This window comes from Sphingomonas sp. LR59 (assembly GCF_036855945.1).
In the GTDB taxonomy this organism is placed as follows: domain Bacteria; phylum Pseudomonadota; class Alphaproteobacteria; order Sphingomonadales; family Sphingomonadaceae; genus Sphingomonas.
Genome location: NZ_JASPFL010000001.1, coordinates 1,508,936 through 1,533,288, shown reverse-complemented (window position 1 = coordinate 1,533,288; position 24,353 = coordinate 1,508,936). Strand labels below are relative to the sequence as shown.

Here is a 24,353-nt window from a genome sequence, read left to right as displayed (position 1 = left end):
CGAGGTCCAAAACCGGTCGGAACTGTTAGATTACCATGCCGTCTCCCTCTGATCGTCTTTGTTCAGATCCAGTTTGAAAGAAAGGCGAGGCGCTGTGCGTAAACGGCCGAAAACGACCCTTGTTTATAGGTCGCCAGTGAGAAATTGCGCAGTCCCGAACCCAAAGCTCCAGTCCGCGTCGCTATTCTCGATCACAGAGAACATCACATCCTGCGGCTCAATCCCGCAGCGCTCGGCAAGGCCGCGCGTCACCGCTTGGTAAAATGCCTGTTTCATTTCCTGCGAGCGAGGACGTGTCGTCATATGGATCAAAACACGCTGTTCGGTGCGCTCAAAGCCCAAGCCCGTATCCTCCATGACAAGGTGAGTAGCTTCGTGCTCGGTGACGATCTGATAGCGGTCACGAACCGGCACCTGGAACGCTTCCACCATCGCTTCATGGATGACCTGCTGCAATTCGGCGACTACATTTGCAGGGCGACCCTTGACGATATGAATGTTGAGCAGCGGCATTACTGGTCCTTTCGATTGTGGACGGCGTGCAGCTCGCCCACGAGTGTTTCGATGAGGGTGGTGGCAGGCAGGGCGCGAGACAGCGGTGCTCCCTGTCCCGCCCATTGCGCGCCAAAGCCATGTTCACCGCGCGCTTTGGCGGCAGCATGGAGGGCTTTGCCGGCGTCGTAGGCAATGGGGTAGTCGGGCGGCAACCGCCCGGAGAGGTGTTCGACCAGCGCGGTAAAACGATTGGCAATCGCTCGCGCGGGGCGTCCTGAAATCAGCGGTGTCAGGGTCGTGTGATACGCTCCCGGACCGGTCAATGCGGCGCGGTAAGCATCATCAGCAGCGGATTCCGGACAAGGTACGAAGGCCGTGCCGAGTTGCGCTGCAACCGCGCCAAGGTCGAGTGCGGCTGCGATGCCCGCCCCATCCATGATCCCGCCAGCAGCGACAACAGGGAGCTTTGTTTTCCGCACCAGAAGGCGCGTCAGCGCCAGCGTCCCCAATGCATCGTCGAGCTTTGCCGGATCGAAGACGCCCCGATGCCCGCCTGCCTCGATACCCTGCGCCACAATAGCATTGATACCGGCTGCTTCGATTGCGCGGGCTTCCTCCAAGCTGGTGGCCGTCGCCAACAGGTAGATCCCGCGCGTGCGCAGCGCAGAGAGCGTGTCGGCAGACGGCAAGCCGAAATGGAAGCTGACGACGGGTGGTTTCAGAGCGAGCAGCGTTTCCAGCATGTCGGCATCGTCGGCAAAGCTCTTATAGATCGTCCGCAATGCCTTGGGCGGCTCGGCGTCGAACTCAGCAAACAACGGCGCGAGCCATTCCAGCCACACCCGTTCTCGCTCCGGATCGGCCGTGGCGCTGCCGTGGACGAACAGGTTGACGTTGAAGGCTCCGTCGATGCGATCGATACGCGCACGGGTTTCCTCGATCATCGCGCGTGCGCCGTTGGCGTCGGTCGCGCCGACCCCGATCGACCCTAGCCCGCCCGCATTCGATACCGTTGCTGCTAGTACTGGCGTTGAGACACCGGCCATCGGTGCCTGGACGATGGGAAACGTTATGTTGAGCCGGTTGAGCATTCTTTGCCTCCCTATGCCGCAAACGCTTCGTCAGTCGGACCGAACAGTTCGTAGTGAACTTGTCCCAATGGTACGCCCGCCCCGATCAGGCCGGGAACGAAGGAGCGCAGGAAGGGACGCGGACCGCATAGGTAGAAGTCGGCTTGCTCGAATGGCGTGTTGGCTTTCAGCCAGTCGACCGTGACCAGCCCGGCTTCCGCATCGTCTGCCTCGCTGCGCCGTTCGTAAAATGTGTGGACCTTCGTACCGCCATGCTGACCGGCCAATTCGCGGATATGGGCGTCGAGAGCGTGGGCTTCGCGGCTCGCCGTCCCGTGGACGTACCAAACGCGAGCGGCGGGATGTGCCTCTGCAATCATTTCCATCATGCTGACCATCGGCGTCAGTCCCACACCGCCAGACAGCAGTACGATCGGGCGCTCCGGCACGTCGGCGAGGAAGAAATCGCCGGCAGGCGGCGTAGTTTCGACGATCACGCCAGGGAAACCCTGATCGTGCAGGAACGCCGACGCACCCCCGTCGGCCTGCCGCTTCACGGTGATGCGATAATGATCGTCGCTTGGGCCGGACGAAATTGAGAAGTTGCGTTTCAAACCGGGCAAGCCCGCGGCGTCGAAGCGGAACGTGAGATACTGGCCGGCGCGATGGCGCAGCACTGGACGACCATCGACGGGCTTGAGAATGAACGACACAATGCCTTCGCTCTCCGACCGACGCTCAGCGACGACGAACTTGCGCCAGTCGGTCCACCCACCTTCGTGCGTCATAATCTCGGCGCGGATCGTGTCTTCGCGCCCCGTCAGGATATTGGCGAGAAACCAATATGCTTCGCCCCAAGCAGCTAGAATTTCTGGCGTGGCAGCGTCGCCGAGCACTTCCTCGATCGCGCCGAGCAAGGCTGTTGCGACATAGGGATAATGCTCGGTTTTGATGGCGTAGCCGATATGCTTTTGCGCGATCCGTTCGACCGCAGGCCCAAGCGCACCAAGATTCTCGATGTTGCGAGCGTAGGCAAGGACGGCGGTCGCCAGCGCATGGACCTGTGCGCCATTCTCCTGATTGGCTGTGTTGAACAATGCGGCAATCTCCGCGTCTTCGAAAAGCCGGCGATACATCGCCCCAGTGATGGCGCTGCCATGCTCGGCCAGCGCTGGAACGGTGGCCTTCACGATGGTGATGGTTTGCGGTGACAACGACGCGGACATGGGCGACTCCATAAAGAGGTATTGCAGATACCTCTATTATCGTTGCCATATACATGCAACCGAAATACCGGTATTAGCGTATCCGAATGAAGCTGACCCGATACACTGACTACGCGCTGCGCGTGCTGATCCACCTCGCGGTGCATGAGAACGAGCTGGCCTCTATCGGTCGGATCGCTTCGCGTTATCTGATCTCGCAAAATCACCTGATGAAGGTTGTGCAGGACCTCAGCCGTGCCGGCTTCGTGGAAACGATCCGAGGACGGAATGGGGGATTGCGGCTGGCGCGGCCAGCAGCAGAAATCAACGTTGGCGATTTGGTGCGTCACACCGAGGGCGGCTTTGACCTGGTGGAATGCGGTGGTTGCGTGATCGCGCCCGCGTGTGGCCTGCCGCGCGTCTTGGCTGAGGCGACAAAGGCATTCCTTGCCACGCTGGATCGCTACACGATCGCGGATCTTTCTACCCGACCGGCCGATCTACGCGCGCTATTCGCGTTGCGTGATACGGATGCCGCAGTCTCGGGCGATGTGTTGGACTCAGATGGCGTTACCATGAGTGACGATCAGCATAGCTAAGCGAGCGCGAACGGCCCTTCGTATTCCCAATATAGCATCCCAGTCGAGAATGGTCGGGAAAGGTATCATTGCCCGATTGCGGGCATCTGTTGGGCAGCGTAGCTGTGCTGGATGGCGACGGAAGACCGAGATACAAGCAGAACTTATGGTGCGTTCGGATGCTTGACGGCATTCTTTCTTCCGGCAGCATTGCTGTCGAGTCATCTCAATGGCACGCTGACATGGTTAAAGGCGGTAGCCTACGTTGGGCTCGCTGCTCTTCTCATGGCTGTTCCATTGTTGTTCGCTGGTCGGAACCATACCGACGAGTAAATTGCGAAAGCCAGGTATTCCCGAAACTCGATCCCCAATTAGGAAGCCCGAAAGCATGGTCAGTCATTTGCTCGCCCGCCCTACCAGCCCATAAGGTTTGCAGCGTGGCCGGTATAGTTCGAGGATATAATGAATACCCGAATAGCGACGATCGGTGACGCAGCAGCCATGAGCCGGGTGTTACGCGACATTTTCGAGCAGACGGGTCGAGAACGCCCGAACGATGAGGCGTTTGTGGCGAGGCAGTACCTTGCCAACCCGGCCAGCATCCGGTGCACGGTAGCGATTAGCGAGGCAGGAGATGTTGTTGACTTTCAATCGCTGGTCAAAGCGGAAGCTGGCAACCGCTACGACGTGCCGGAGGGTTGGGGCATTATCGGCACGCACATCAGTCCTCGGGCGCATCGGCAGGGCGTAGGAAGCGTGTTGTTCCGATCCACCCGGAAGGCGGCAGAACAAGCGAGGCTCGAAAAGATCGACGCTCACATCGGCGCTGATAACCCCTCTGGCTTACGCTACTATGAGGCGATGGGCTTCCAAACCTATCGGGAGCCAGAGGGCATCGTCCAGAAGGTATATACTGTCGGGTAGCGTCGCAGCTCCCATCGCTTTCCCGTTACTCCATCGGTTCCGAGAACGCCGATGCCTTTTCGCCCGCCGTTCGCAAATGGACGCGTGAGATCGCAAGAACCATCTAGTTGCGGTCGCTCCTCTTTATATGGAAACATTGCGAACGTCGTTTCGACAATCATTGGCGGAGGTAATGCAGAATGGAAAGTAGCCGTCAGTTGGAAAACATCGGAATCGCAATCGCGCCGATGCTAGTTGGTTCGGTGTCCGAAATAAGGGTCGTGGCGGAAGTCCATGACGACTGGATCCAGAGGCGCTATGATGTCGTGCATGACGGCAAGCTTGTTGAAGGAGTGGAAGGCGAGAGATCCGTGAACCGATCCGTCAATGATGCTCTATCTGCGCTCAGACGTAACATGCTCGAAGAGGGTCAGGTAGACTGGCATCATTGCGCTTATATCTTAAGGGCTGACGGAGCCTTCAAAATCGAGTTCGATCGTAGCAGACCGCCGAGTGCATAAATGTCGACGACTGGAGATCTCTAGCGGAACAGTAACTGCCTCGTTTCCGAGCTCGACCATTCCGCTGCCTACCGTTCTCGGCCATTCCCGTAACAGCATCCCTTTTGAGAAGGCGGGCCCCGCCTCGCCCGTACGCTGAGACTCATTTCGAACTGCGTCGATCTCGATTGCCGGCACTAATGTACGACAAACAGGGGTTTTGGGACGCCTGACTGACCCTGCCCGCGCTTACCGTATCTGAGTCCGTTCAAAGTACCGCCCTCCAAATGCAGCTTTAGCGGTGCTGTTTAAATGGGTACCGTATGGTCCTGTTTGGTTAGGGCTTTAGCCAGACTAGGCGAGCAAATTGATTGAAATTCGATACGCCGTTTTTTAACGTAAAACAGACCAGCCTGAAGCGGTGAGCTAAAGGCATAACCTGGGGTCGACCGCACCGTTAACGTCCTTGGCATGCCGCGCCGCCCCGATACCGCCACGTTAAGCGCAAACGCCGTTGCCGCTGGATCTGGACGGCTAAGACAGCGCGGTATTATGTCCGAGGCGATCTGCCCAATCGGCCGGCCGTCGATCGCCAATACGCTGTACCCTGGCGTAATGCCCGCATCCGCTGCGGGCGACCCATCGCGAACGCTTGTGACAAACGCCGTACCATCGCGGTTGGGTTCGACCCACAGATCAAAATATGGCCCGCGCGCCGCATCCGGTGCCGGATCATTCAAGTGGGTGTGCGCGTCGTACAGTTCGCCGATCACCCGGCCAACAACGCCGGCGAACGCTTCGGACGATTGGGCGGCAGCGGCGAGCGGGCGATACATTCGCCTTACTGCTCTCCAGTCGGTGCGTTTCTCCCCGAAATAGCAGTAGCGCTCGTCCAGTGTCCGCCAGAGCTCGTCGAAGTCCTCGACATAGGTCACGTCATGAGCCGTCTCTCCCGCCTGGGCCATACCCGGCGGGAATGCCGCAGCCGTACCCAGGGCGATACCAGCATGAATCAGCGAGCGACGGGTCATGGGGTGGTGCATGTGATCGGCTTTCGCTGGTGGTCTTCTATGCGGTTAGCTGAATGAAATCTCGCCGCCTTGAACGATATTGCTGTCGCGCGAACGGTGCGAGCTTACCTGTTTGCGTAGCGTGCCGGCGATACACCGACGATACGCTGGAATTGCCGTGTGAGATGGCTTTGATCGGCATAGCCGACATCAAGCGCAACCTCCGCGATTGGCTGACCTGCCAAAAGCAGGCGTCGTGCTGCGACGATGCGGCACTGATTGCGGTACGCAAGGGGGTGATCCCGACTGCCTTGCGGAAGCTACGCGCAAGATGGAAGACGCTGATCCCGGATACGGTCGAGAGCGTGCCCAACCCAAAGCCGTCGGCGAAGTGGGCGTCGATGTAGCTTCGAGCGCGCGCAACGGCATCGCTGGATACGCGGGTGTCATCCGACGATTGTTTCACCTGGTCGGCGAACAGGACCCCAGCCAAATCGGCGAGCGCGCTTTCCTGTTCCAATCGCCCCGCGTCGTCGCGACACAATAAAGCGTGCGCATCAGCAACGATGGAGTGAGACCGATCGCCAGCCAACACGGGGAGTCAAACCGCGGCGCGTTCAGGCGCGCGGCGATGTAGGGACGTATCGCTTCGTCGGGGATGTACGCGACGCGATAGCGTAAGGTCTCACCTCCCGTGGTTCGGTTGGCATGCGGCTGGTCGGGATGAAGACGCAGTACCTGACCTGCCTCGACGTTGTAGGTTCTGCCGCCAACAGCGAGGGCCTCACAGCCTGCCATGACCGCGCCGACTACCCATTCCGCATGGCTGTGCTCGGGAAAGGCTCGCTCGCTATACTCGACGGATACGAGTTCGACGCCTGGTAGGTAGGAGGGGCGGGAGAAGTGGGCATCATTTCTCACTGGCTCACTCATGTTAACGCGCCGCCTACCCAGAGCCGAACGCCGATCAGTCCAAGCAAGTATGTCATTGCGCCTTACCGATCCACGCGCGGCCGGATCCCAAATCGACCGTCAGATCGCGCCTGCCCATCAGTTGCATGCCGATATTGCCGTCCATTATCATATTCGGAAAGACGCGTGCTTGCCCGGTAAATACCACGTCGCGCCTAATCGTTGCGCTAACCGGCTGAGCCGTCCGAATGTCCGCGCGTAAGCCTAGATGCGGCGCGATCTGCGGCGACACGAAGATGGTCGGCCCTGCATTGGCAGAGTCCAGTTCCATCCAGGCACGGCCCCGGGGGTGTTTACCCCGATGTTGACATCGAGGGCGGCACCTTCTGCTCCCCGCACCAGCCGAACCGGCACTTCAAGACCGGACTTCATACGCGCCGCGAGGGAGCCGGGTGTTTCGATCACGATCTGGCGACTAGCGAAGCGAATAGTGATGATACGGCCAGCGAAGAGGTCTAGTCCGATCGAGCCGTCCAGCCTGGCAGTGTCGGCATCGAGCTTGCCGAGATCGTAGACGATCGTCGTCGGTGCTGTGTAGGCGTGCTCGCCCATTTCAAAAGCAACGTTATCGCAGCGTGGTAGATCCAGGCGCTCTCCGGTCATACGGAACGCCGTGACATTGCCCCAAGGTTCGCAGCCAAGGTCGCGGGCCAGGGCTGGCGTAATCATTGTCACCCCCTCGCCGGTGTCAAACAAGAAGGTCCGCTCGCGGCCGCCAACCGATGCCTGAACAGTGAACTGCTTACCTTGAAAAAGCTCGAGGCTTATCGTTTGTGGGCCGCGGTCTTGCGATGGTCCGGCGGGAAGGGCGGCGAGCAACGCGCCCATCATTAACATTTTCACTAGCATCCCCTTACCCCGCAGGCTTCACTGGCGGCGGGGTCCCCATGCCGGCGGGTGCTGCAACGGCACTGCGTTTGAGCCAAACCCGTCCTTGAGCAAGATCCATGGTGACCACCCAATCTTTGAGAAACGGCATGCCAAGGTTTCCATCGATCACGATGTCGGGGCTGAAGATCATCCCGGACGCTTCGACACCGGGAGCGATCTGGAATTGGCCTTGTTGCGGTCCCTCGCCGGTAACCTTCTTCAAGCCGAGTAGAGGAAGAAGTTTTGGTGCAACCAGGATCGTGCCGCCATTGCCACTGTCCAGCTCGAGGCGCGCCGGTCCACGTTCGGTGGGGACGTCAATGAACACAGACAGCGCCAGGCCGCCTATTTCACGAGCCAGATGAGCAGGAAGCTCCACAGCGTTCGCCTTGCGCCCAGCCGCGCTTTCAGGTGTTTCCAACGTGAGTTCGCGACCTGCGAAATCGATGGTTACAGTGCGTCCGGCGAATGCGTCGAGGGCAAGCAGACCATCGATCGGTGTGTCGGGAGACCCCACGTTCATGACGATTGCAACAGGGCTCTGTAGGGTCTGGTTCTTCCAGGGGATTGCAACATTGTCGCAACGTGGGGCGGTGATCTTCGTGCCGGTCATATGAAACCCGGTGATTGATCCCCAAGGTTGGCAGTCCATCTCTTTCGCGAGCGCTGGTGAGATCACCGTCAGTCCGCCTGCAGTGTCGAGTTGAAAAAGCCGCTCCCGGCCGGCCACCTTCACCCGTGCCGCTACGCCTTTGCGGTAACTTTCCAACGGCAGCCGCACCGGACCCGTTGGGGCAGCATTCGCTCCAGACGCCAAACTAATGAGCAACCCAGCCGATAATAGCTTCTTCAAAAGAATGCCCCTTTCATGGTGGGATGCGCGGGCATCGAAGTAGTCGAACAGACGATGCATTTTACTGTTTAAGGCTAAAGGGCAGTGATCCAGCGCTCGAGCCGATCGGTATTGCGCATGTCGCCGGTGTAAGCATGTACCGGCCTGGCCGGGACGTTCGAACCGCGTTTCCTGCCGCGATACACCTTCATCGGAATGACGGCCCGGGCAAAACCGCTGGGCAGAGCGACTTGCCGTACGTCCATGTAGAGCGAGTCAGCGCTCGTCTCCTGCCCGACGTGAATGCCGCCTAACGCGGTCCATAGATCGACCGCATCAAGGCATGCCGATCCGCATCCCCAGTCCGTCAGCACGAATACCCGCGCTTTCAGCATGTGAGCAGCGCCGGTTGCCGCTGGCTTAGCTTCGTCGGCATCCACTTCACGCCAGAGCGCTTGGCCGAGGGCGCGGGCAGATGTCATGCCCTTCGCGGTACGCGCGGCCCAGTCTTTCACCGCCTGCGAGACATCGGCGGAATTCTGCCAGGCGGTACGATAGCCTTCAAGCGTGGCGATGTTTCCCGCCGAAGCGCGCCAGTCGACGCCTTTCGATCCTGATGGCAGCGCGTTCACTGCAGCCTGGCCCCAGAGGATAGCCGCAATCTGATACGACCAGTCGGACGATCCACCGCCATTGCCTCGAAGGTCGAGCACGATGCGCTGTGCCGCTGCGATCGCGAGGGCGTCCTTCCTCATCGATTTGATGATTGGCGTTAGGGACTTGGCATCAGCGCTGTCGGGGTCACCGTTGAAGCTGGGGAGCGAGAACCAGCGCGTGCCGTCAGCAAGGGTTCGAGCCGCGAACTCTGGACGTGCCCGCGGTGCGGTAGCGGCAAAACGTGCGTCGAAGTCTGCATCAGGCAGATCGCGCCAACTGAGCGTCACGTCCTTTAGCTTGTCATCGACCTTGAAGCGGCAGCGGACTGGACGCTTGATGTAGGGGTTGGCGGCGTCGAGGAACAACCGACCACCATTGGTCGCTCGTTGGCTGACCAATTCCCACCTGCCTCGGAAGGCGCCGACGTTGCGGGCAGCCAGGTGTTCGGCATCAATGCCATCGCAGCTTACGAGTACTGCTCCGAGCGGTAAGGGAGCGTCATCCGCTCGGGTCATCACGACCTGACGTCCGGTGCCGTCAAAGCCGGTCAGAAAGCCGGGCCAGCGGATCGGCAGGGGCGCTGGCTGATCGAGGTCGAGCGCGACATGCCCATCGTTGAAGCTCGCCACGTAACCGCGCATCGCCCATAGATATCCTGGGTAGTCTCCAGCGGTTGCAGCACGACGCAGGGCCAACGCCAGACCGGCATCGTTGCGACGCGCAAAGCCGGGGTCGAGTTTGTTGTAGGGACCAGGGTGATTGTCGGCGATCTGGTTGTGATAGGCCTTGGCGTCCATTTGCAAGGTCGCTGCCCAGTCGCGAGGTACGTTGGTCGCACCGATCAGCAGAACCGCCGCTGGTATGGCAAGGAGCGACGGGTTCATCTCGGCGCGGCCAGTTTGCTGGCTGCCTTCTCAAGATAGGGCCTGACATCAACCGAACTGTAGCCCGGTGTCGTCGAGGCGAAGTGTCGCAGCCAGTACCCGTGTCCAGCCCCGTACACGACGAGGATGCGATCGCCCGGTTTGGCCACATTGATGAGCTTTGCGAAGATCTTCGCATTGCGTAGGTACCACATGGCATTCAGATCTGCGCCGGGCTGCTCGTTACCGTCACCAAGTCGGAGCAGGGAGTAGTATGAATCCTGTCCACCCATGGGCGTGGAGGGGTCGTTATAGCGGATCAGCATCCGTGGTATGCTGGTGGTTGCCTGCTCAGCCTCAAACTTTTTGGCAGACGCCTGGACCGTTTCAAAGGCGGCGTCGAGATAGGCCTGCTGCCCGTGAGCTTTTGCATAAGCTTCGACCCGGCCGATTGGGAAATAGTCCGGTTCACCCTTGTCGGGTTGCTCGTCAATACCTTGAACGGACCGAAGGCCGGCGCGAGCAGCGATGCGGTAGCCGATCTGGGTTGTCTCGTCCCGGTCGGTCTTGAGCATTTTGGGGAAAACCTCGCGAAGTCCGTCACATCGTAGGTCGGGCCCGGGCGTTGCGCCTCTACCATGACCCGCGTCGGTTCAAATTCAGCGATGGCATCAGCCAGTGCTTCCAGTTCGCGCTGGCGCTGCGGCGTGGTGACATCGTCGACGTGGGCATTCACCTTGTCACGACCAGGGTTGCCGAAATGATAGCTACCCAGCACCATCACTTGGACAGGTTGCTGTTGTGCAGCGGTCACAGCAGGCGTTGCTGCCGCAGCGAGTATGGGTAGCAGCATGCAGGAGGCCTCCTTGGTGTGGTGCTCAAACAATACACGTCGAACGGCAGCTGTCTATCTGGATTTGCTGCATTGGACGCCGCTGTAGATGAGGTTGGTCCGACAGCTGGCAACGACACCAGTCCCGGAATCGGTACGTTTGCGAGCAGGCCGAGTTAATCATATCCCCTGTTGATCTCATGCCCTAACAATCCGCCAAGTCAGATTATGATGGGGCGAGGGCAGTTGAGAAGACGTAGCTTCCTCGTGGGTGCAGCGGGGGCCGCTTTATCAGGCGCTGTGCGTGGAGCGGACGTCATACCCAGTGGAGCGGTGGGCCTCACCTGTTCGAAGGCGGGCGTATCGGGAATTATCTCGCAGGGCGAAGTTGGCGCAATTCTCGATCCGTCGTTCCGTTGGCACATCGGTTCCAATACCAAGGCAATGACAGCCGCCCTATACGCTCGCTTGGTCGATCGCGGACGGTGCCGATGGGGCGCAAGCGTACCTAGTCTCTTCCCCGCAATCGCATCGCATCCTGCTTGGGTCGACATACGTGTCGAGGAACTATTAAGTCATTCAGCAGGCCTAACCGATACCTTCGTTGACCCTCGGTGGTTGGACGCGAGGCGCGCCGATCCAAAATCTGCCAATGAACAACGGCGCGATCTGGTTGAGCGCGTTCTTAGCAGTGCTCCGCCGGAAAGGCGGGGTGTCTATCGCTACGGCAATCTGAACTACGTGATGGTGGGCGCAGCTATTGAAGAGGCGGTCAACGTTACGTGGGAGGAGGCACTGCGGGGCGAAGTTTTCAGAGCTTTGCGTATTGCCGAAGCGGGGTTTGGGGCACCTCCTCGAACAGGGCCGTGGGGGCGGGAAGCTAATGGTGGCATATTGAAACCCATTGACCCGGCCCTTGGTGAGGCTGACAATCCGGCGGTACTATGGCCATCCGGCGGCGTACACATCAGCGCCTCGGGTTACGCGCAATTCCTGGCCAGTTATTTGGGCAGCGGGCCACCTTTTCTTCGTACAACGACGCTAAAGCACTTGCTTACCCCAGCCCAGCCGGATTTGGGCTATGCCGGGGGCTGGAGCCTTGACGGACCATCCGACTCTCCGGCCAGCAGACTAACGCACGATGGGTCGAACACCCTATGGTTTGCGAGTGCGATTATCGACCGCAAGTCCGGTCATGGGTACGGGGCGCTTACCAACTGCGGCGGCGAACGAGGGGTCGCAATTACATCGCAGATCCTCGAACGCATCTCCCTCAGATCACCAAGCACCTAGCCAGATCAAAGGGCGGGCCGATGAATGAGTGTCCGAAGATGGGAACCGTCTTAGTACCGTTGAATGGCGGCTTGTGGGTCAAGTCGTCATCGTTTAGGCAGCTAGGGCTCGGTTGCTTTCGCCCGTTAGCTTAGTGCTTTTTGCATCACGGGACGGCGGGGAGCCGAACAGGCGGGCGTACTCCCGACTAAATTGCGATGCGCTTTCGTAGCCCACCGCAAAGCCAGCTGCGGCGACGTCGCGGCCGGCCAGGATCAGCCGACGAGCCTCCTGAAGCCGCAGGCTCTTTTGGTACTGCAGCGGGCTCATCGCCGTTGCTGTGCGAAAATGCCGGTGTAACGAAGCCGGGCTCATGCCGGCCACGTCAGCCAGCGCCTCAACGCGCAACGGCCTATCGAACTGATCGCGGATCAGTGCAATCGCCCGGCGTACCTGCGAGAGCCGGCTGTCAGCGCGCGCGATCTGCCGGACGATTGCCCCCTGCGGCCCCTGGAGTAGACGATAGAGGATCTCTCGCTCGCAAAGCGGGGCCAACACGGCAATATCCTTTGGCGCATCGAGAAGCCGTAAGAGACGTAGCCACGCGTCAAGCAGCTCCGACGTGACCGGGTTCACTGCAAACGCGGGTTCGGCTGTAGGCGAGGACACGTCCGCCTCGCTGAGAACGGATGCAAGCTGGTCACTGTCGAGGTCGAGGCTGACTGCAAGATACTGCTCGTTTGGCTGATCGAGTTTGACGCAGCCGGACGCGGGTAGCTCGACTGTAGCGATGAAATAGCTGGCCGGATCATACCGAAGCCGGCGGTCGCCGATCGCGATCTCCTTTGCGCCGCTTAGGATCAACGCCATCATCGGCTGGTAAACGCCTGATACCGGCTGTGGCGCGGCGCGGTCCTTGTACAGCGCAACTCGTGGCAACACGGTTGACTGATATCGGCCAGGTGTATGGCGGCTGACGATACCGCGCAGTTCTGTAAGCGTGTCGTGCATGCGACGAAGATGAGCGGTCACGTCGCTTCAGACAAGCGTCCTTGATCGGATCGGGCAAGTACTCGCGGCGATCACGCATGCGCAGATAGCCGCGGCATCCATCTTGGGAGCACCAGATAAAGGAATAGGCATGACCCACAAGAAAACAGCACTCGTGACAGGAGCAAACAAGGGCATCGGCCTGGAGATAGCGCGCGGACTCGGCAGGATTGGCTACACGGTCTGGATCGGTAGCCGGAACGAGAGCCGCGGCGAGGCGGCTGCTGAGGCACTACGCCGCGACGACTTGGATGCCCGCTTCCTGCCGCTAGACGTAACAGACGATCGGAGCGTCGCCGCGGCCGCAAAAACTCTGGGAGGCGAAGTCGACCAGCTCGACGTTCTAGTGAACAACGCTGGCATCTCAATTGGCTGGGGACCGCCTAGCGAAGAGGCGGTCACGGATGTTCATGCAATCTACGACGTCAATGTCTTTGGCGTGATCCGAACAACGCAGGCTTTCCTACCCTTGCTAAAGAAGGCGTCCGAGCCGAGGATCGTCATGGTCAGCAGCAGCCTGGGCTCGCTTGCCTGGGCATCGGACTTTGAGGCGCCGATGGCCGAGGTAAATCTGCTTGGCTACAACAGCTCGAAGTCGGCGTTGAATGCGGTGACAGTGGCATTCGCCAAGGATCTCGCGCCGCTTGGCTTCAAGGTTAATGCCGGCTGCCCGGGCTATACCGCGACCGACCTGAACCAGCACACAGGCTCGCGCACTCCGGAGCAGGGGGCTGTGATCGGTATTCGACTAGCTACTTTACCTGACGATGGACCCACTGGTGGCTTCTTCGACGATGATGGTACGGTAGCTTGGTGACGTTTAAATTGCCGTGGGACGCCTGATCGATTGTGGACAGGCGTCCACTTCGTTGATCCGGTTCAGGCCCGTGCATGACCGCAGTTGGATCAGCGCCGCCCGGTCGCCAAGCACTGATCCCCAGTATAAAGGGCAAGCCGCGATCACGCCAAGGAACACCATGGTCACAACCGAGCATCTCACACCTGACGACTATGGCCTTCTCATCCTCGCACCTGAAATTGCGCTCGGCAGTGGCTGGCTTGGCGGCGACAGAGTCGTCGGTCGCGGAGCTATCCGTGACCTGTTAAATAAGGCCACTCGCTTCAACAAAGGCGAGCAGCAGAGGTTGACTATCCATGTCCCCAGCAGAGTGATCACGCTCCGGTTGGATGAGATCGCATCATACTACGGAGAGGAACATCGCTCCGCGTTGGCTGCTGAGACGATGTTCCTTTCCGAATAGCGCTTTTGGTAAGCGAAGCGATCGGAGTTGGTGCGTCGTTTCGGAACCCGAACAGTAGGGCGCTTTGACTCAAATATTAGGAGCTACGCTATAAGAGCCAGCTGAAAGAATTGATTATGGGGGCTGAGCCGATAATCGGCGAACGCACCACACGGAGCGAACCCGGCACTACGGTAAAGTGATATGGCCGGCGCGTGTAGTGCGGCAGTTCCAGTTTCAAGGCTCAACCGAGTGTAGCCGCGTCGGCGAGCTTCCGCGATAATATGCTCAAGCATCGCTCGTCCTACCCCTGTGCCACGTGCGGCCGGGGCCACCCGCATGGATTTCAGCTCGCCATGTGCGCAGTCCAGTTCCTTTAGCGCGCCGAACCCGGCCAGGTTTTTGTCGTTCCATGCCGTCCAGAAGGTGACGCTAGCTGCCGAAAGGCCAGACGCATCAAGTGCAAAAGCGTGATCGGCCATTACGCCCTGCAACTCTCGCAAGTGATGGTCCAATAGATCCGTGACGTATGGTTCTTTTGGATCGTCTACCCGTATTTGCATTTCACTATTGCCCCCAAGAGTGATGACCAGCGCTTGGCCGGTTGTGCCGGCATTCATTGTCAAAGCGTAGCCTTTCCGCTGCGCACGTTAGTCGCTCGGCCGTGCCGTTACGCATAGTATCCACGCCGCGGCGACAATCTCCTCCAATGAGCACTTATAGTTCTCGGCGCCCCAGGCGAGGGCAATGTGTAACAGCCCTCCTTCGACACCGCGTCGGAGCATCGCATTGATTTTGACGGGGCCGCGATCATCAGGATCGAGGGCCGCAAAGAGCGGCTCGGAGAGGTCATGCATCGAACGTCGAATTGCCTCGTCGATCAACGGATCTACGCCGACGATTTCAACCAGGAACACGCGTGCCGTGGTGGGATTAGCACGTAGCGTCGCGAAATATGCGCCTAGCATCCGTCGGGTACGATCTTCAGTCGGTAGAGAGGGATCGTCGGCCGCAACGATCTGCGTCAACACAGCGGCGATCACCTGATCGAACGCGGCGAGTAGCAACGCTTCGCCATGCGCAAAATTTTCGTAAAAATAGCGTTCGGTAAGTCCTGCCTCGCGACAGATCGCGCGCACGCCCGTGCTGTGGAACCCCTGGGAGCCATACAGGCGCACGGCCGCCTGTATCAGCATCGTGCGCCGCTCAGCCCGTCGAGCGTCAAGCGTCTGCCCGGTCCACCGTTTTGTTGTTACCGTCATTACGACAGAGTAGCGATATTGACAATGACAACAAGCATTGTCATTCAGTTCAGGAATATGGTGGGAGTGGAACATGGCCGGTATGGAGCACCTCGACGTGCTGGTGGTAGGCGCCGGTCTGTCAGGGATCGACGCCGCGTTCTGGTTGAAGACTGGCAATGCCACGCGAAGCTGGGCGATTTTCGAGGGGCGCGATGCGATCGGCGGCACGTGGGATCTGTTCCGCTATCCGGGCATTCGCTCGGATTCGGACATGACGACGCTGGGCTTCCCATTCCGTCCGTGGCGAGGTGAGAAAGCGATCGCCGCGGGCGAGGACATCCGCGACTATATCCGCGACACTGCGGCAGTGTTCGAAATCGACGCCAAGGTGCGACTGCGTCACCGGGTGACCAATGCAGACTGGTCCTCGGCGGACGCGCTGTGGATCGTGTCGTATACCGTCGATGGCATAGCGAACCAGCTGACCTGCCGCTTCCTGTTCCTGTGTTCTGGCTATTACGACTATGCCGCGGGGCATGCGCCGACTTGGCCGGGAATGGACGCGTTCGCGGGACAGGTCGTCCACCCGCAATTCTGGCCTGACGATCTTTCGGTCGCGGGCAAGGACGTCGTGGTCGTGGGTTCGGGTGCGACCGCGGTGACGCTGGTCCCGGCCATGGTCGACCAGGACGCCGCACACGTTACGATGCTGCAGCGATCGCCGACATATATTGTCTCACGACCGTCACGCGACGATCGCGCCGAGACGTTGCGCCGCTGGCTGCCTGACAAGGTGGCGGAGGCGGCGGTGCGGTGGAAGAATATCGGCTACGGCATCTTCGTCTACGGTGTGTCGCGGCGCAAACCACATGTCTTGAAGCAGAAGATCAGGCAACAGCAGCGCGCGATGCTGGGGCCGGACTTCGACATCGCCACTCACCTGACGCCGCGCTACGACCCGTGGGACCAGCGGCTGTGCCTCGTCCCTGACGGCGATCTGTTCAAGGTACTGCGCAACGGGCGGGCGTCGATCGCGACCGATGAGATCGCGGAGTTCACGCGTGACGGTCTCCAGTTGAAGAGCGGCGAGGCCATCCCCGCCGACATCGTTGTGACCGCGACGGGGCTCAAGGTGCAGCTCATGGGCGGTGCACGATTGACCGTCGATGGCACCCTTGTCGATCCGGGCAAGCGACTGCTTTACAAGGGGGCGATGCTAGATGGTGTGCCCAATCTCGCTTTCGCGATCGGCTACACCAACGCGTCCTGGACACTCAAATGCGACCTGACGTCGCAGTTCGTCCGCCGCCTGCTCGATCATATGGATCGTCGCAAGATGGACAGCGTCGTACCGGTTGCACCGCCATCGACTACGGGCGACGAACCGATCCTCGACCTGAGCTCCGGATATGTGCAGCGGGCGGCAGACCTTCTGCCTCGGCAAGGTGCGAGCGCGCCTTGGAAGGTGAAGCAGAACTACCTCCGCGACCTGTTGGCGTTCCGTAGTGGGCGCATCGATGACGGTGTGCTGCGCTTTGGTCGGCGTGGTTTGACCAGAGAGAACGCAGCATGAGCGCCCGGATGAAGCTTGCCGGCAAGGTGGCTGTAGTGACTGGCGCAGCGGGCGGAATAGGCCGTGCGATCGCGCGATCGTTGGCCGTGCGTGGCTGTCACGTCGCGCTGGCCGACGTGGATGAGGACGGGCTGGCTGAAACCGCTGCAATGATCGGAAACAGCGTCCGCGTCACCCGTCACAGGCTCGATGTTGCGGACCGCGATGCTGTCGCCGCCTTTCCGGCTGTGGTTCTGGCAGCTCATGGACACGTCGACGTGGTCGTCAATAACGCCGGTGTCGCCCTGAGCGGTTCCTTCGCACAGCTCACTGAGGCGGAGTTCGATTGGCTCTTGGACATCAACCTGCACGGCGTCGTCCGCATGTCACGCGCGTTCCTGCCGCTGCTACAGCAGCGTGAGCAGGCACAGCTGGTCAACCTCTCCAGTCTGTTCGGAATCATCGCACCACCAGGACAGAGCGCTTATGCTGCCGCGAAGTTTGCCGTCCGCGGCTTCTCGGAAGCTCTGCGCCACGAACTGACCGCAGCACATTCCACGGTTGGTGTAACCGTGGTGCATCCAGGCGGTGTGAAGACCGGTATCGCCACCAACGCACGCGCCGGTGCTGCAGTCGGAGTCGAAGAGCGCGAGCGGCAGCAGGCGCACTTTTCGAAGGCGCTGAAGCTCAGTCCCGAACAGGCCGGCGAGATCATTGTCACCGGGATCGAGCAGCGGCGAGCCCGGGTGCTGGTCGGACGGGACGCAAAGATCGTCGCGATGATCGAGCGGATCATGCCGGTCGCTTACTGGCGCCTGCTCGGACGCGGACGGTGATGATTGCCTGTGAGCGTTACGATGGGGGAGGGGAGCTTAACAATTCTTCGAGCGTGCCATTGGGCGCGAGGCGCTCAAGCATGTTTGAGAGTAGAATCACCGAATCTCGCATCGCGTTGGGATCGTCGATGAAATCACGACCTATCGACATGCCGTGCATCGCCCAGACAACCAGCCGGATGGCGGTTGTGTCGCGGACCTTGGCGCCGAGACGATCCAGAAAAGCGGTCACCGCCAGTTCCTCGATCTCGGCCTGGACCGGCTTTATCAGCGCGGCGAGCTCGGGATCGCTCCGCGAAGCGACGAAGATTTCCAGAACCGCGACGCCGGAGGGCCGCGAAAGCACTTCCCACGAGATCTGAGGCCAGTCCGATACGCGTGATCCGGTACCCCATTCGCGTTGCAAGTCCTGGTAAGCCACCACCTCCTGTTGGAAGACCCATCGCACGACTTCTGCAATAAACGCCGCCCGGGTCGTGAAATGATGCGTGATCGCACCGCGGCTGACACCAGCTTCGTCGGCAATTTCAGCGTTGCTTGCGCGACTATAGCCCAGCCGGCTGATTGCGCGCACTGCTGCCTCGAACAGCGCGCCGCGCGTTTCTGCGGTGCGTTGTTCCTGCGTGCGCCTTACAACCTTGGTCTCGCTCATCGTCACTCCTGCCGCCCTAGTGACCGATCAACCGCGTGCCGACAAGCGACACGCGGTGATACGGTCAGAAGCGCCACTCGAAGGCGCCGCCAATCCGGCGGAAGGCGTTATCCGGCAAAGACTGGACATATTGGCCTGCCGAGAAGTTGCCTGGGAAGATTGCCGCGGCATAGCGCTTATCGAACAGGTTGCGGACGAATACGCTGAAGCGCGCATGGTCGCCGATATCGCCGATGCCGATCGTAGCGTTGACCAGCGAGTAACCGTTCTGGATCGTGCTGGGATCGTTGATCGCGTAATAGAAGCGGCTGCGATAGCGCCAGTCTGCGTTGAGGAAGACCTTCAGGTCGTTGCCAATGGGCTGGTCGACATTGGCGGCAAGGCTGGTCGTCCACTTCGACGCCCCAACAAGCGGGGACCCTGCCGCATTGAAGCTGGGTCCGGGCAGCGAGCAGCCCTGTGCAGCGGTCTGCCCGAAATAGCAGGCCACGTTGTAGTCGCCGTATTCGGTGTCGAGATAGGTAACACCGCCCGACAGGCTGACACCATGCAGTGGTCGCACGACAGCCTCCGCCTCGACGCCGCGCGTCTTCAACGTGCTGGCATTACCGGTTCGGAAGGTACCCAGCCCCCCGTTCAGCGTGGGGTCGAAGACCTGAGCCTGGAAATCCCGGAAGTTGTTGATGAAACCCGCGAGATTGAGGCTGACCCGGCGGTCGGCGAGGTCAAACTTGGCGCCGATCTCATAGGCGTCGACCTTCTCGGGATCGACATTGAACGCGACACCCGCAGCCGAGCTGACCGCCGGTCCCTTATAGCCGCGAGTATAGGTCGCATAGACGTTCGCGGTCGGTGTGATCGAATACTCGATACCACCACGTGCCGAAAAACCGTTGGCATCCCGGTTGGCGACGATCGGCGCGGCAAGAGTACCAACGCAGCGCCTACCGCCACTCAGCAGGAATGTGACGAGATTGCAGACGCCCGAGACGGCAGTAACGGTTGTCGTGGAATCGATCTCGTCGCGCGTATACCGGCCGCCTGCGATCAGGTGGAGCGACGGCGTCACGTTGAACGTGAGCTGCGCGAAGCCTGCATAGCTCTTCGTCCCATAGTCGAAGTTCGACTGGCCATTGACCGGCGAGAGGCGGACCGGCGTGCTTGCGGGGAAGACGCCGAACGTGCCCGCCTGCAGGATTTGTGCGTCGATATGCTGTTTGAAGAAATACAGCCCCGCCGTGTAGTCGACGAAGCCGTGGCCATTATTGGCAACACGCAGTTCCTCCGAGAACTGGTGGGATTGCGAGTTGGCGATATTCGTGTCGAAGAACGCGACCGGCGTCTGATCAACGTCATTGTTAGCGCGAGCGCGCAGGTCGCGGTACGCCGTGACCGAGGTGACGGTGAGCGGCCCTGCATCGTAGCTCGCCGAGAATTGTGCCCCGAGGCTATGTTCGTCGCGGAGCACGTCGGTGCTCCCGATCGCAGTCTTGTTATTGGTCGGCGAGGCGACAACGCCGAGTGCACTGTTCTGCGTGAACACGAAGTTGGCGGGTGCGAAGGGTCGGAAGGCGGCGGGGATCGGCGTCGCATCGTTGCCGCCGAACTTGCGGATCGTGGAATAGGCTTCGATCCCGCTATTGTTCTGGTAATCGACGATTCCGTACAGCGAAAGCCGGTCGGTCGGTTCCCACAGCAGCTTGGCCGTGCCGAAATACCGGCGGACCGGATCAAGACGACCTGGTCCAACAAGCTGCGTCGACGGCTTCTGGTATTGATAGCCGCCAACGACACGCAGAGCTGCGGTGTCGCCAATGGGTACGTTGACGACGGCCTGCGTCTGGACCTGGTCACGGCTGCCCGCCTGGACCCGACCGCTGCTGCTGAACTCACCAAGTTGTGGTTTGGTGGTAGAGATCGAAATGAGGCCTGCAGTCGTGTTCTTGCCGAACAACAGCCCTTGTGGCCCGCGCAGCACTTCGACACGTTCGACATCGGCGAGCGAGTTGAGCGGGACGTAGCGCGGCAGCGTGATGTTGACGTCGTCTACCGCTATGCCGACGGCTGACTCGATGCCGTAGTCGAACGAGTTGGTGCCGACGCCGCGGATTGCAAAGTTCGGCACGCCAGGCGTCGCCGTGAAGTTCAGACTAGGGGCACGTTGCGTAATGTCGGCAAGCTGGGTGGCGCCGGTTTCGCGCAGCGACTGGCCGTTCACGACGGTGATGGCAATCGGCACGTCGCGTAGATTCTCTGTCCGTCGTTGAGCAGTCACGACGATGTCGCCTTCGGCGGTGCCGGTCGGATCTGAAATCTGCGAACCCTCGCTTCCTCCGCTCTGCGTTGCCTGAGTTCCGGTCTGTGCCTGAGCCGTTCCCGCCCAAGCCAGAATGCTCGAGCCCACCAGCAGTGCCAATCCACGCATCGTCGTTATCCTCACCCGTCCAGCGGTCCCTGCCGCTTGACAACGATCATTGTCTGTTAGAAACATACTGTCAAGCACGCACGTAAGGTGAATTGCTGCGTCGGGGAGTGTTCATGACAAGGATGACCCATCGGTCTGTACTGCTTGGTGGCGTGCTAATGACCTGTGTGACAGCAGCTTTCGCGCAGGAAAGGCCATCGAGCGGTATGGCAAGGCCAGCTGCGGCAGATACGCGGGCGGCCGCTACCGAACGCGCCATGCAAGGCGATGAGCGGACCGTGCTGACGCATGGCCTTTGGGCGATACCGTTGATCCCTAACGTTCGCATTCCTGCCGAGGCGATACTGGGTGCTGGCTACGTCACCGGGATCCCCCGGCTCGGCGTGCCAGCGCTGGTTGAAACCGATGCGAGTCTCGGCGTCTCGTACATCGCCAATCTTCGTAAGGACGGGGCGACCGCGCTGCCGTCGGCGACCGCAATGGGATCGACGTGGAACCCGGGCCTGATCCGCCGCGGCAACGCGATGATTGCGGGCGAGGCGCGCGCGAAGGGGTTCAACGTGCTGCTTGGTGGTGGCATCAATCTGATGCGCGATCCACGCAATGGGCGGACGTTTGAATATTTCGGCGAGGATCCACTTCATTCGGGGCTTCTCGGCGGTGCCGCGATAGACGGCGTCCAGTCGCAGCACGTGCTGTCGACGGTGAAGCATTTTGCCCTCAACGCGCAGGAGACGGGGCGTCACGCGGTCGACGGTAAACTTGCCGATGACGCGTTCCGCATGAGCGATCTGCTCGCCTTCGAGATCGCGATCGACCGTGGCCAGCCCGGCTCGGTGATGTGCGCGTATAACCGCGTTAACGGTGCGCCGGCATGCAGCAGCGATTACCTGCTTAACCGCGTATTGAAGCAGGATTGGCGCTACCCAGGGTTCGTCATGTCCGATTGGGGTGCGGTTGGTGCCCTCGATTTTGCTCTTGCCGGGCTGGACCAGCAATCGGGCGCGCAGATCGACAAGAAGATCTTCTTCGGCGTGCCACTCGCCGAGGCGGCTGCCCGCGATCCGGCTTATGCCGCGCGCGTCGCTGACATGAACCGGCGCATCTTGCGTTCGATCTACGCGGTTGGGCTTGATACGCATCCGCCGTTCAAGGCCGACATCGATTTTGCGGCGAATGCCGGCATTGCCCGAAGCGTTGCCGACGAAGGGATCGTGTTGCTGCGGAACTCCAATGCGTTGCTGCCGCTGTCGAAGGACGTGCGCTCGATCGCGGTGATCGGTGGGTATGCCGATGCGGGCGTGCTGTCGGGTGGTGGGTCGACGCAGGTGCAACCGCTTGGTGGTCCGTCCGTCTCGCTGCCGATGGGTGGCGAGGGGCCGCTCGCGAAATACAATAACCAGACCTATCATGGCACCGCGCCACTCGCCGCGATCCGTGCGCTGGCGCCAAACGCCAAGGTGACATTCCATGACGGGCGCTATCCGGCGGAGGCTGTTGCGGCAGCAAAAACGGCGGACGTGACGATCGTCTTTGCGACGCAGTGGATGGCCGAAGGCGCAGACGTCCCAGATCTGTCGCTGCCGGGTGGGCAGGACGCGCTCATCGCTGCGGTGACCACCGCTAATCCTAAGACGATCGTCGTTCTCGAAACCGGTGGGCCGGTCCTGATGCCATGGCTTAATCGCACAGGTGCGGTGATGGAGGCGTGGTATGGCGGCGTGCGTGGTGGCGATGCTATCGCCGCAACGTTGTTCGGCGATAGCAATCCATCTGGTCGGTTGCCCGTCACTTTTCCCGCATCGCTTGATCAGCTGCCGCGCCCGGCGCTGCCGTATGCCGGGATGATCGACCGGGACTTTGCTGCCGGAACCGCTGCCGGAACGCGCTATCCGATCGATTACGATATCGAGGGCGCAGACGTCGGCTACCGGTGGTTCGCGCGCAAGAATGCTACGCCGTTGTTCCCGTTCGGCTTCGGACTCAGCTACACGCAGTTTCAGTCCGGCCCAATGAAGGTCACCGGGGGCGCGCAGCCGAAGGCGACGGTAACGATCCGCAACACCGGCACGCGCGCAGGTAGCGATGTCGCGCAACTCTACCTAGTCTCGACACCTGCAGGACGCACACTGCGGCTCGCTGGCTTTACCAAGGTCGCCGTGCAGCCAGGGACTGCGGCGAACGTCACGGTTCAAATCGAACCTCGCATACTTGCCGACAGCAAAGGTGGACGATGGACGATGCCGGCAGGCCGCTATGGCTTCGCGCTCGGGCGCTCGGCAACCGATCTTGGACCTGTCGTCGCTGTCAGCCTGCCAGCGCGCCAGTGGCGCTGACCATTCACTCTAGGAGCATGCCCGTGAACCGCTTCAGCCTGTTCGTCACTGCCCTTGCCTTTGCCCTCCCCACGGCGGTGACGGCGCAGGGCATCCCGGTCGAACCGATCGCGACACCCCCGCAAACCGGCGCGATTGCACTGGGCACTGGCGGTGTGCCCGGCATGCCGGCGGAAAGCTGGTTCACGCTCGCCGGTCGCCCCACGGTCCGCAACGTCGCATCCGCTACACTTCTCCCCGTGCTGCCCGACAAGGCAAAGGCGACGGGGGCTGCGGTCATTATCGCGTCTGGCGGCGGTTTCCTGATGGAGTCGATGGAGGCCGAGGCGATGAAGCCGGCACGCTGGCTTGCAGATCATGGCATCGCTGCCTTTGTTCTCAAATACCGTCTCGATGCGACACCGGCTTCACTGGACGCGTTCAAACAGGCCGCGCTGGCGCGCTTCGCAGCTGCCGCAATGGCTGGAGCAAAGGGCGGTGCCGTGATCCCGGCGCCTGCGCCGGCGCTCGCCGATGCGCAGGCGGCAGTGAAGCTGGTGCGGGCACGTGCGGGGGAATGGGGCGTCGATCCACGCCGCGTCGCCTATCTCGGCTTTTCCGCTGGCGCGATCATGGGGGTCGATCTGGTCAAGACAGCAGCACCGGGCACCACGCCGGACCTGTTTGCCGCCATCTATCCCTCAATGGCACCAACGACCGTCGCCGTAGGCGCTCCGCCGCTGTTCGTTGCGGTGGCCAACGACGACGAGCTGTTCGGCAAGCAGGGCTATGGCCTGCCCGACAGCTGGCGCCGCGCCGGGCGGCCGGTCGAACTGCACGTCTACGAACATGGCGGCCATGGCTTCGGCTTCGACGGCAAGGCGGGCACGACCAGCACTGGCTGGAGCACCGCGCTGCTCACCTGGTTCGGCGCGCACGGCTGGCTGACGAAATAGCAGGAATTGCCGGAAGCTAATCG

Annotated in this window: 23 protein-coding genes and 1 pseudogene; 9 read left to right on the top strand and 15 right to left on the bottom strand. The window is 60.8% G+C overall.

The features are described from left to right. Window positions 1–123: 123 nt before the first annotated feature. The 3 genes from QP164_RS06910 to hmpA are packed head-to-tail and all read right to left on the bottom strand — an operon-like array spanning window position 124 to window position 2,791. The gene (locus QP164_RS06910) at window positions 124–513 is read right to left on the bottom strand and encodes a tautomerase family protein (protein ID WP_333922659.1); all 390 of its coding nucleotides are present in this window, start codon (window positions 511–513) and stop codon (window positions 124–126) included. Beyond that, window positions 513–1,586, bottom strand: coding sequence for an NAD(P)H-dependent flavin oxidoreductase (locus QP164_RS06905; protein ID WP_333922658.1), 1,074 nt, complete (start codon window positions 1,584–1,586; stop codon window positions 513–515). Before QP164_RS06905 ends, QP164_RS06910 begins: the two co-directional genes overlap by 1 nt. Before the next feature lie 11 nt (window positions 1,587–1,597). Beyond that, window positions 1,598–2,791 (bottom strand): NO-inducible flavohemoprotein, encoded by a 1,194-nt coding sequence (hmpA, locus tag QP164_RS06900; RefSeq protein ID WP_333922657.1) that lies wholly within the window; start codon window positions 2,789–2,791, stop codon window positions 1,598–1,600. An 86-nt stretch (window positions 2,792–2,877) separates the two neighbouring features. On the opposite strand from hmpA, the gene QP164_RS06895 reads away from it, so the two are divergent. Beyond that, window positions 2,878–3,369: an RrF2 family transcriptional regulator gene (locus QP164_RS06895; RefSeq protein ID WP_333922656.1), complete on the top strand. Its 492-nt coding sequence runs from the start codon at window positions 2,878–2,880 to the stop codon at window positions 3,367–3,369. A gap of 441 nt (window positions 3,370–3,810) precedes the next feature. Then, window positions 3,811–4,272 (top strand): GNAT family N-acetyltransferase, encoded by a 462-nt coding sequence (locus tag QP164_RS06890; RefSeq protein WP_333922655.1) that lies wholly within the window; start codon window positions 3,811–3,813, stop codon window positions 4,270–4,272. Window positions 4,273–5,059: 787 nt separating this feature from the next. Here QP164_RS06890 and QP164_RS06885 read toward each other — a convergent pair. From QP164_RS06885 to QP164_RS06860, 7 genes and pseudogenes are all read right to left on the bottom strand, one after another. Next, on the bottom strand, window positions 5,060–5,782 hold the full coding sequence (locus QP164_RS06885; protein WP_333922654.1) for a PDZ domain-containing protein: 723 nt from the start codon (window positions 5,780–5,782) through the stop codon (window positions 5,060–5,062). A gap of 37 nt (window positions 5,783–5,819) precedes the next feature. Next, complete coding sequence (locus tag QP164_RS06880) at window positions 5,820–6,356, bottom strand: AraC family transcriptional regulator (RefSeq protein ID WP_333922653.1); 537 nt, start codon at window positions 6,354–6,356, stop codon at window positions 5,820–5,822. 38 nt (window positions 6,357–6,394) lie between these two features. Beyond that, window positions 6,395–6,694, bottom strand: a pseudogene (locus QP164_RS19815) (AraC family ligand binding domain-containing protein); the annotation flags it as partial. A 243-nt stretch (window positions 6,695–6,937) separates the two neighbouring features. Further along, window positions 6,938–7,570: a retropepsin-like aspartic protease gene (locus QP164_RS06875; RefSeq protein WP_333924199.1), complete on the bottom strand. Its 633-nt coding sequence runs from the start codon at window positions 7,568–7,570 to the stop codon at window positions 6,938–6,940. Window positions 7,571–7,586: 16 nt separating this feature from the next. Further along, on the bottom strand, window positions 7,587–8,516 hold the full coding sequence (locus QP164_RS06870) for a hypothetical protein (RefSeq protein WP_333922652.1): 930 nt from the start codon (window positions 8,514–8,516) through the stop codon (window positions 7,587–7,589). A 14-nt stretch (window positions 8,517–8,530) separates the two neighbouring features. Next, window positions 8,531–9,976 (bottom strand): hypothetical protein, encoded by a 1,446-nt coding sequence (locus QP164_RS06865; RefSeq protein ID WP_333922651.1) that lies wholly within the window; start codon window positions 9,974–9,976, stop codon window positions 8,531–8,533. Further along, window positions 9,973–10,530 carry a DUF5694 domain-containing protein gene (locus QP164_RS06860; protein WP_333922650.1) on the bottom strand — a complete coding sequence of 186 codons (558 nt, stop codon included), beginning with the start codon at window positions 10,528–10,530 and terminating at the stop codon, window positions 9,973–9,975. The genes QP164_RS06865 and QP164_RS06860 overlap by 4 nt, the downstream gene beginning before the upstream one ends. 485 nt (window positions 10,531–11,015) lie before the next feature. On the opposite strand from QP164_RS06860, the gene QP164_RS19810 reads away from it, so the two are divergent. Further along, entirely contained in the window at window positions 11,016–12,080 is a 1,065-nt protein-coding gene (locus tag QP164_RS19810) for a serine hydrolase domain-containing protein (RefSeq protein WP_443027480.1), read from the top strand. Between the two features lie 93 nt (window positions 12,081–12,173). Here QP164_RS19810 and QP164_RS06855 read toward each other — a convergent pair whose 3' ends face one another. Then, the gene (locus QP164_RS06855) at window positions 12,174–13,091 is read right to left on the bottom strand and encodes an AraC family transcriptional regulator (protein ID WP_333922649.1); all 918 of its coding nucleotides are present in this window, start codon (window positions 13,089–13,091) and stop codon (window positions 12,174–12,176) included. Between the two features lie 109 nt (window positions 13,092–13,200). Between QP164_RS06855 and QP164_RS06850 the strand changes: the two genes are divergently transcribed. Together QP164_RS06850 and QP164_RS06845 are read left to right on the top strand one after the other, a co-directional pair. Beyond that, window positions 13,201–13,926, top strand: coding sequence for an SDR family oxidoreductase (locus QP164_RS06850; RefSeq protein ID WP_333922648.1), 726 nt, complete (start codon window positions 13,201–13,203; stop codon window positions 13,924–13,926). A 160-nt stretch (window positions 13,927–14,086) separates the two neighbouring features. Beyond that, window positions 14,087–14,371 carry a hypothetical protein gene (locus QP164_RS06845; RefSeq protein ID WP_277970111.1) on the top strand — a complete coding sequence of 95 codons (285 nt, stop codon included), beginning with the start codon at window positions 14,087–14,089 and terminating at the stop codon, window positions 14,369–14,371. An 83-nt stretch (window positions 14,372–14,454) separates the two neighbouring features. Here the strand turns inward: QP164_RS06845 and QP164_RS06840 are convergent, their stop codons facing one another. Together QP164_RS06840 and QP164_RS06835 are read right to left on the bottom strand one after the other, a co-directional pair. Continuing rightward, window positions 14,455–14,970: a GNAT family N-acetyltransferase gene (locus QP164_RS06840; protein ID WP_333922647.1), complete on the bottom strand. Its 516-nt coding sequence runs from the start codon at window positions 14,968–14,970 to the stop codon at window positions 14,455–14,457. A 30-nt stretch (window positions 14,971–15,000) separates the two neighbouring features. Further along, a complete protein-coding gene (locus QP164_RS06835; protein WP_333922646.1) occupies window positions 15,001–15,546 on the bottom strand; it encodes a TetR/AcrR family transcriptional regulator in 546 nt (181 codons plus the stop codon). A 139-nt stretch (window positions 15,547–15,685) separates the two neighbouring features. On the opposite strand from QP164_RS06835, the gene QP164_RS06830 reads away from it, so the two are divergent. Then, window positions 15,686–17,167 carry a flavin-containing monooxygenase gene (locus tag QP164_RS06830; RefSeq protein WP_333922645.1) on the top strand — a complete coding sequence of 494 codons (1,482 nt, stop codon included), beginning with the start codon at window positions 15,686–15,688 and terminating at the stop codon, window positions 17,165–17,167. Continuing rightward, a complete protein-coding gene (locus tag QP164_RS06825) occupies window positions 17,164–17,982 on the top strand; it encodes an SDR family NAD(P)-dependent oxidoreductase (RefSeq protein ID WP_333922644.1) in 819 nt (272 codons plus the stop codon). Before QP164_RS06830 ends, QP164_RS06825 begins: the two co-directional genes overlap by 4 nt. A gap of 16 nt (window positions 17,983–17,998) precedes the next feature. Here QP164_RS06825 and QP164_RS06820 read toward each other — a convergent pair whose 3' ends face one another. Next, window positions 17,999–18,634, bottom strand: coding sequence for a TetR/AcrR family transcriptional regulator (locus tag QP164_RS06820; RefSeq protein ID WP_333922643.1), 636 nt, complete (start codon window positions 18,632–18,634; stop codon window positions 17,999–18,001). A 64-nt stretch (window positions 18,635–18,698) separates the two neighbouring features. Further along, on the bottom strand, window positions 18,699–21,059 hold the full coding sequence (locus QP164_RS06815) for a TonB-dependent receptor (RefSeq protein WP_333922642.1): 2,361 nt from the start codon (window positions 21,057–21,059) through the stop codon (window positions 18,699–18,701). A gap of 158 nt (window positions 21,060–21,217) precedes the next feature. Here QP164_RS06815 and QP164_RS06810 point away from each other — a divergent pair, with 158 nt between their 5' ends. Together QP164_RS06810 and QP164_RS06805 are read left to right on the top strand one after the other, a co-directional pair. Further along, window positions 21,218–23,395, top strand: coding sequence for a beta-glucosidase family protein (locus tag QP164_RS06810; protein WP_443027479.1), 2,178 nt, complete (start codon window positions 21,218–21,220; stop codon window positions 23,393–23,395). A gap of 17 nt (window positions 23,396–23,412) precedes the next feature. Further along, window positions 23,413–24,330 (top strand): alpha/beta hydrolase, encoded by a 918-nt coding sequence (locus QP164_RS06805; RefSeq protein WP_443027426.1) that lies wholly within the window; start codon window positions 23,413–23,415, stop codon window positions 24,328–24,330. Window positions 24,331–24,353 lie beyond the last annotated feature (23 nt).

Excerpts from the sequence above, each read along its gene's own strand:
- QP164_RS06815 (WP_333922642.1), bottom strand. The coding sequence starts at position 21,059 with ATGCGTGGATTGGCACTGCTGGTGGGCTCGAGCATTCTGGCTTGGGCG.
- QP164_RS06885 (WP_333922654.1), bottom strand. The coding sequence starts at position 5,782 with ATGACCCGTCGCTCGCTGATTCATGCTGGTATCGCCCTGGGTACGGCT.
- QP164_RS06870 (WP_333922652.1), bottom strand. The coding sequence starts at position 8,516 with ATGCATCGTCTGTTCGACTACTTCGATGCCCGCGCATCCCACCATGAA.
- QP164_RS06845 (WP_277970111.1), top strand. The coding sequence starts at position 14,087 with ATGGTCACAACCGAGCATCTCACACCTGACGACTATGGCCTTCTCATC.
- QP164_RS06890 (WP_333922655.1), top strand. The coding sequence starts at position 3,811 with ATGAATACCCGAATAGCGACGATCGGTGACGCAGCAGCCATGAGCCGG.
- QP164_RS06910 (WP_333922659.1), bottom strand. The coding sequence starts at position 513 with ATGCCGCTGCTCAACATTCATATCGTCAAGGGTCGCCCTGCAAATGTA.
- QP164_RS06860 (WP_333922650.1), bottom strand. The coding sequence starts at position 10,530 with ATGCTCAAGACCGACCGGGACGAGACAACCCAGATCGGCTACCGCATC.
- QP164_RS06820 (WP_333922643.1), bottom strand. The coding sequence starts at position 18,634 with ATGAGCGAGACCAAGGTTGTAAGGCGCACGCAGGAACAACGCACCGCA.
- QP164_RS06875 (WP_333924199.1), bottom strand. The coding sequence starts at position 7,570 with ATGTTAATGATGGGCGCGTTGCTCGCCGCCCTTCCCGCCGGACCATCG.
- QP164_RS06805 (WP_443027426.1), top strand. The coding sequence starts at position 23,413 with ATGCCCGTGAACCGCTTCAGCCTGTTCGTCACTGCCCTTGCCTTTGCC.
- hmpA (WP_333922657.1), bottom strand. The coding sequence starts at position 2,791 with ATGTCCGCGTCGTTGTCACCGCAAACCATCACCATCGTGAAGGCCACC.
- QP164_RS06840 (WP_333922647.1), bottom strand. The coding sequence starts at position 14,970 with ATGAATGCCGGCACAACCGGCCAAGCGCTGGTCATCACTCTTGGGGGC.
- QP164_RS06895 (WP_333922656.1), top strand. The coding sequence starts at position 2,878 with ATGAAGCTGACCCGATACACTGACTACGCGCTGCGCGTGCTGATCCAC.
- QP164_RS06865 (WP_333922651.1), bottom strand. The coding sequence starts at position 9,976 with ATGAACCCGTCGCTCCTTGCCATACCAGCGGCGGTTCTGCTGATCGGT.
- QP164_RS06825 (WP_333922644.1), top strand. The coding sequence starts at position 17,164 with ATGAGCGCCCGGATGAAGCTTGCCGGCAAGGTGGCTGTAGTGACTGGC.
- QP164_RS06850 (WP_333922648.1), top strand. The coding sequence starts at position 13,201 with ATGACCCACAAGAAAACAGCACTCGTGACAGGAGCAAACAAGGGCATC.
- QP164_RS06810 (WP_443027479.1), top strand. The coding sequence starts at position 21,218 with ATGACCTGTGTGACAGCAGCTTTCGCGCAGGAAAGGCCATCGAGCGGT.
- QP164_RS06905 (WP_333922658.1), bottom strand. The coding sequence starts at position 1,586 with ATGCTCAACCGGCTCAACATAACGTTTCCCATCGTCCAGGCACCGATG.
- QP164_RS19810 (WP_443027480.1), top strand. The coding sequence starts at position 11,016 with ATGATGGGGCGAGGGCAGTTGAGAAGACGTAGCTTCCTCGTGGGTGCA.
- QP164_RS06835 (WP_333922646.1), bottom strand. The coding sequence starts at position 15,546 with ATGCTGATACAGGCGGCCGTGCGCCTGTATGGCTCCCAGGGGTTCCAC.
- QP164_RS06830 (WP_333922645.1), top strand. The coding sequence starts at position 15,686 with ATGGCCGGTATGGAGCACCTCGACGTGCTGGTGGTAGGCGCCGGTCTG.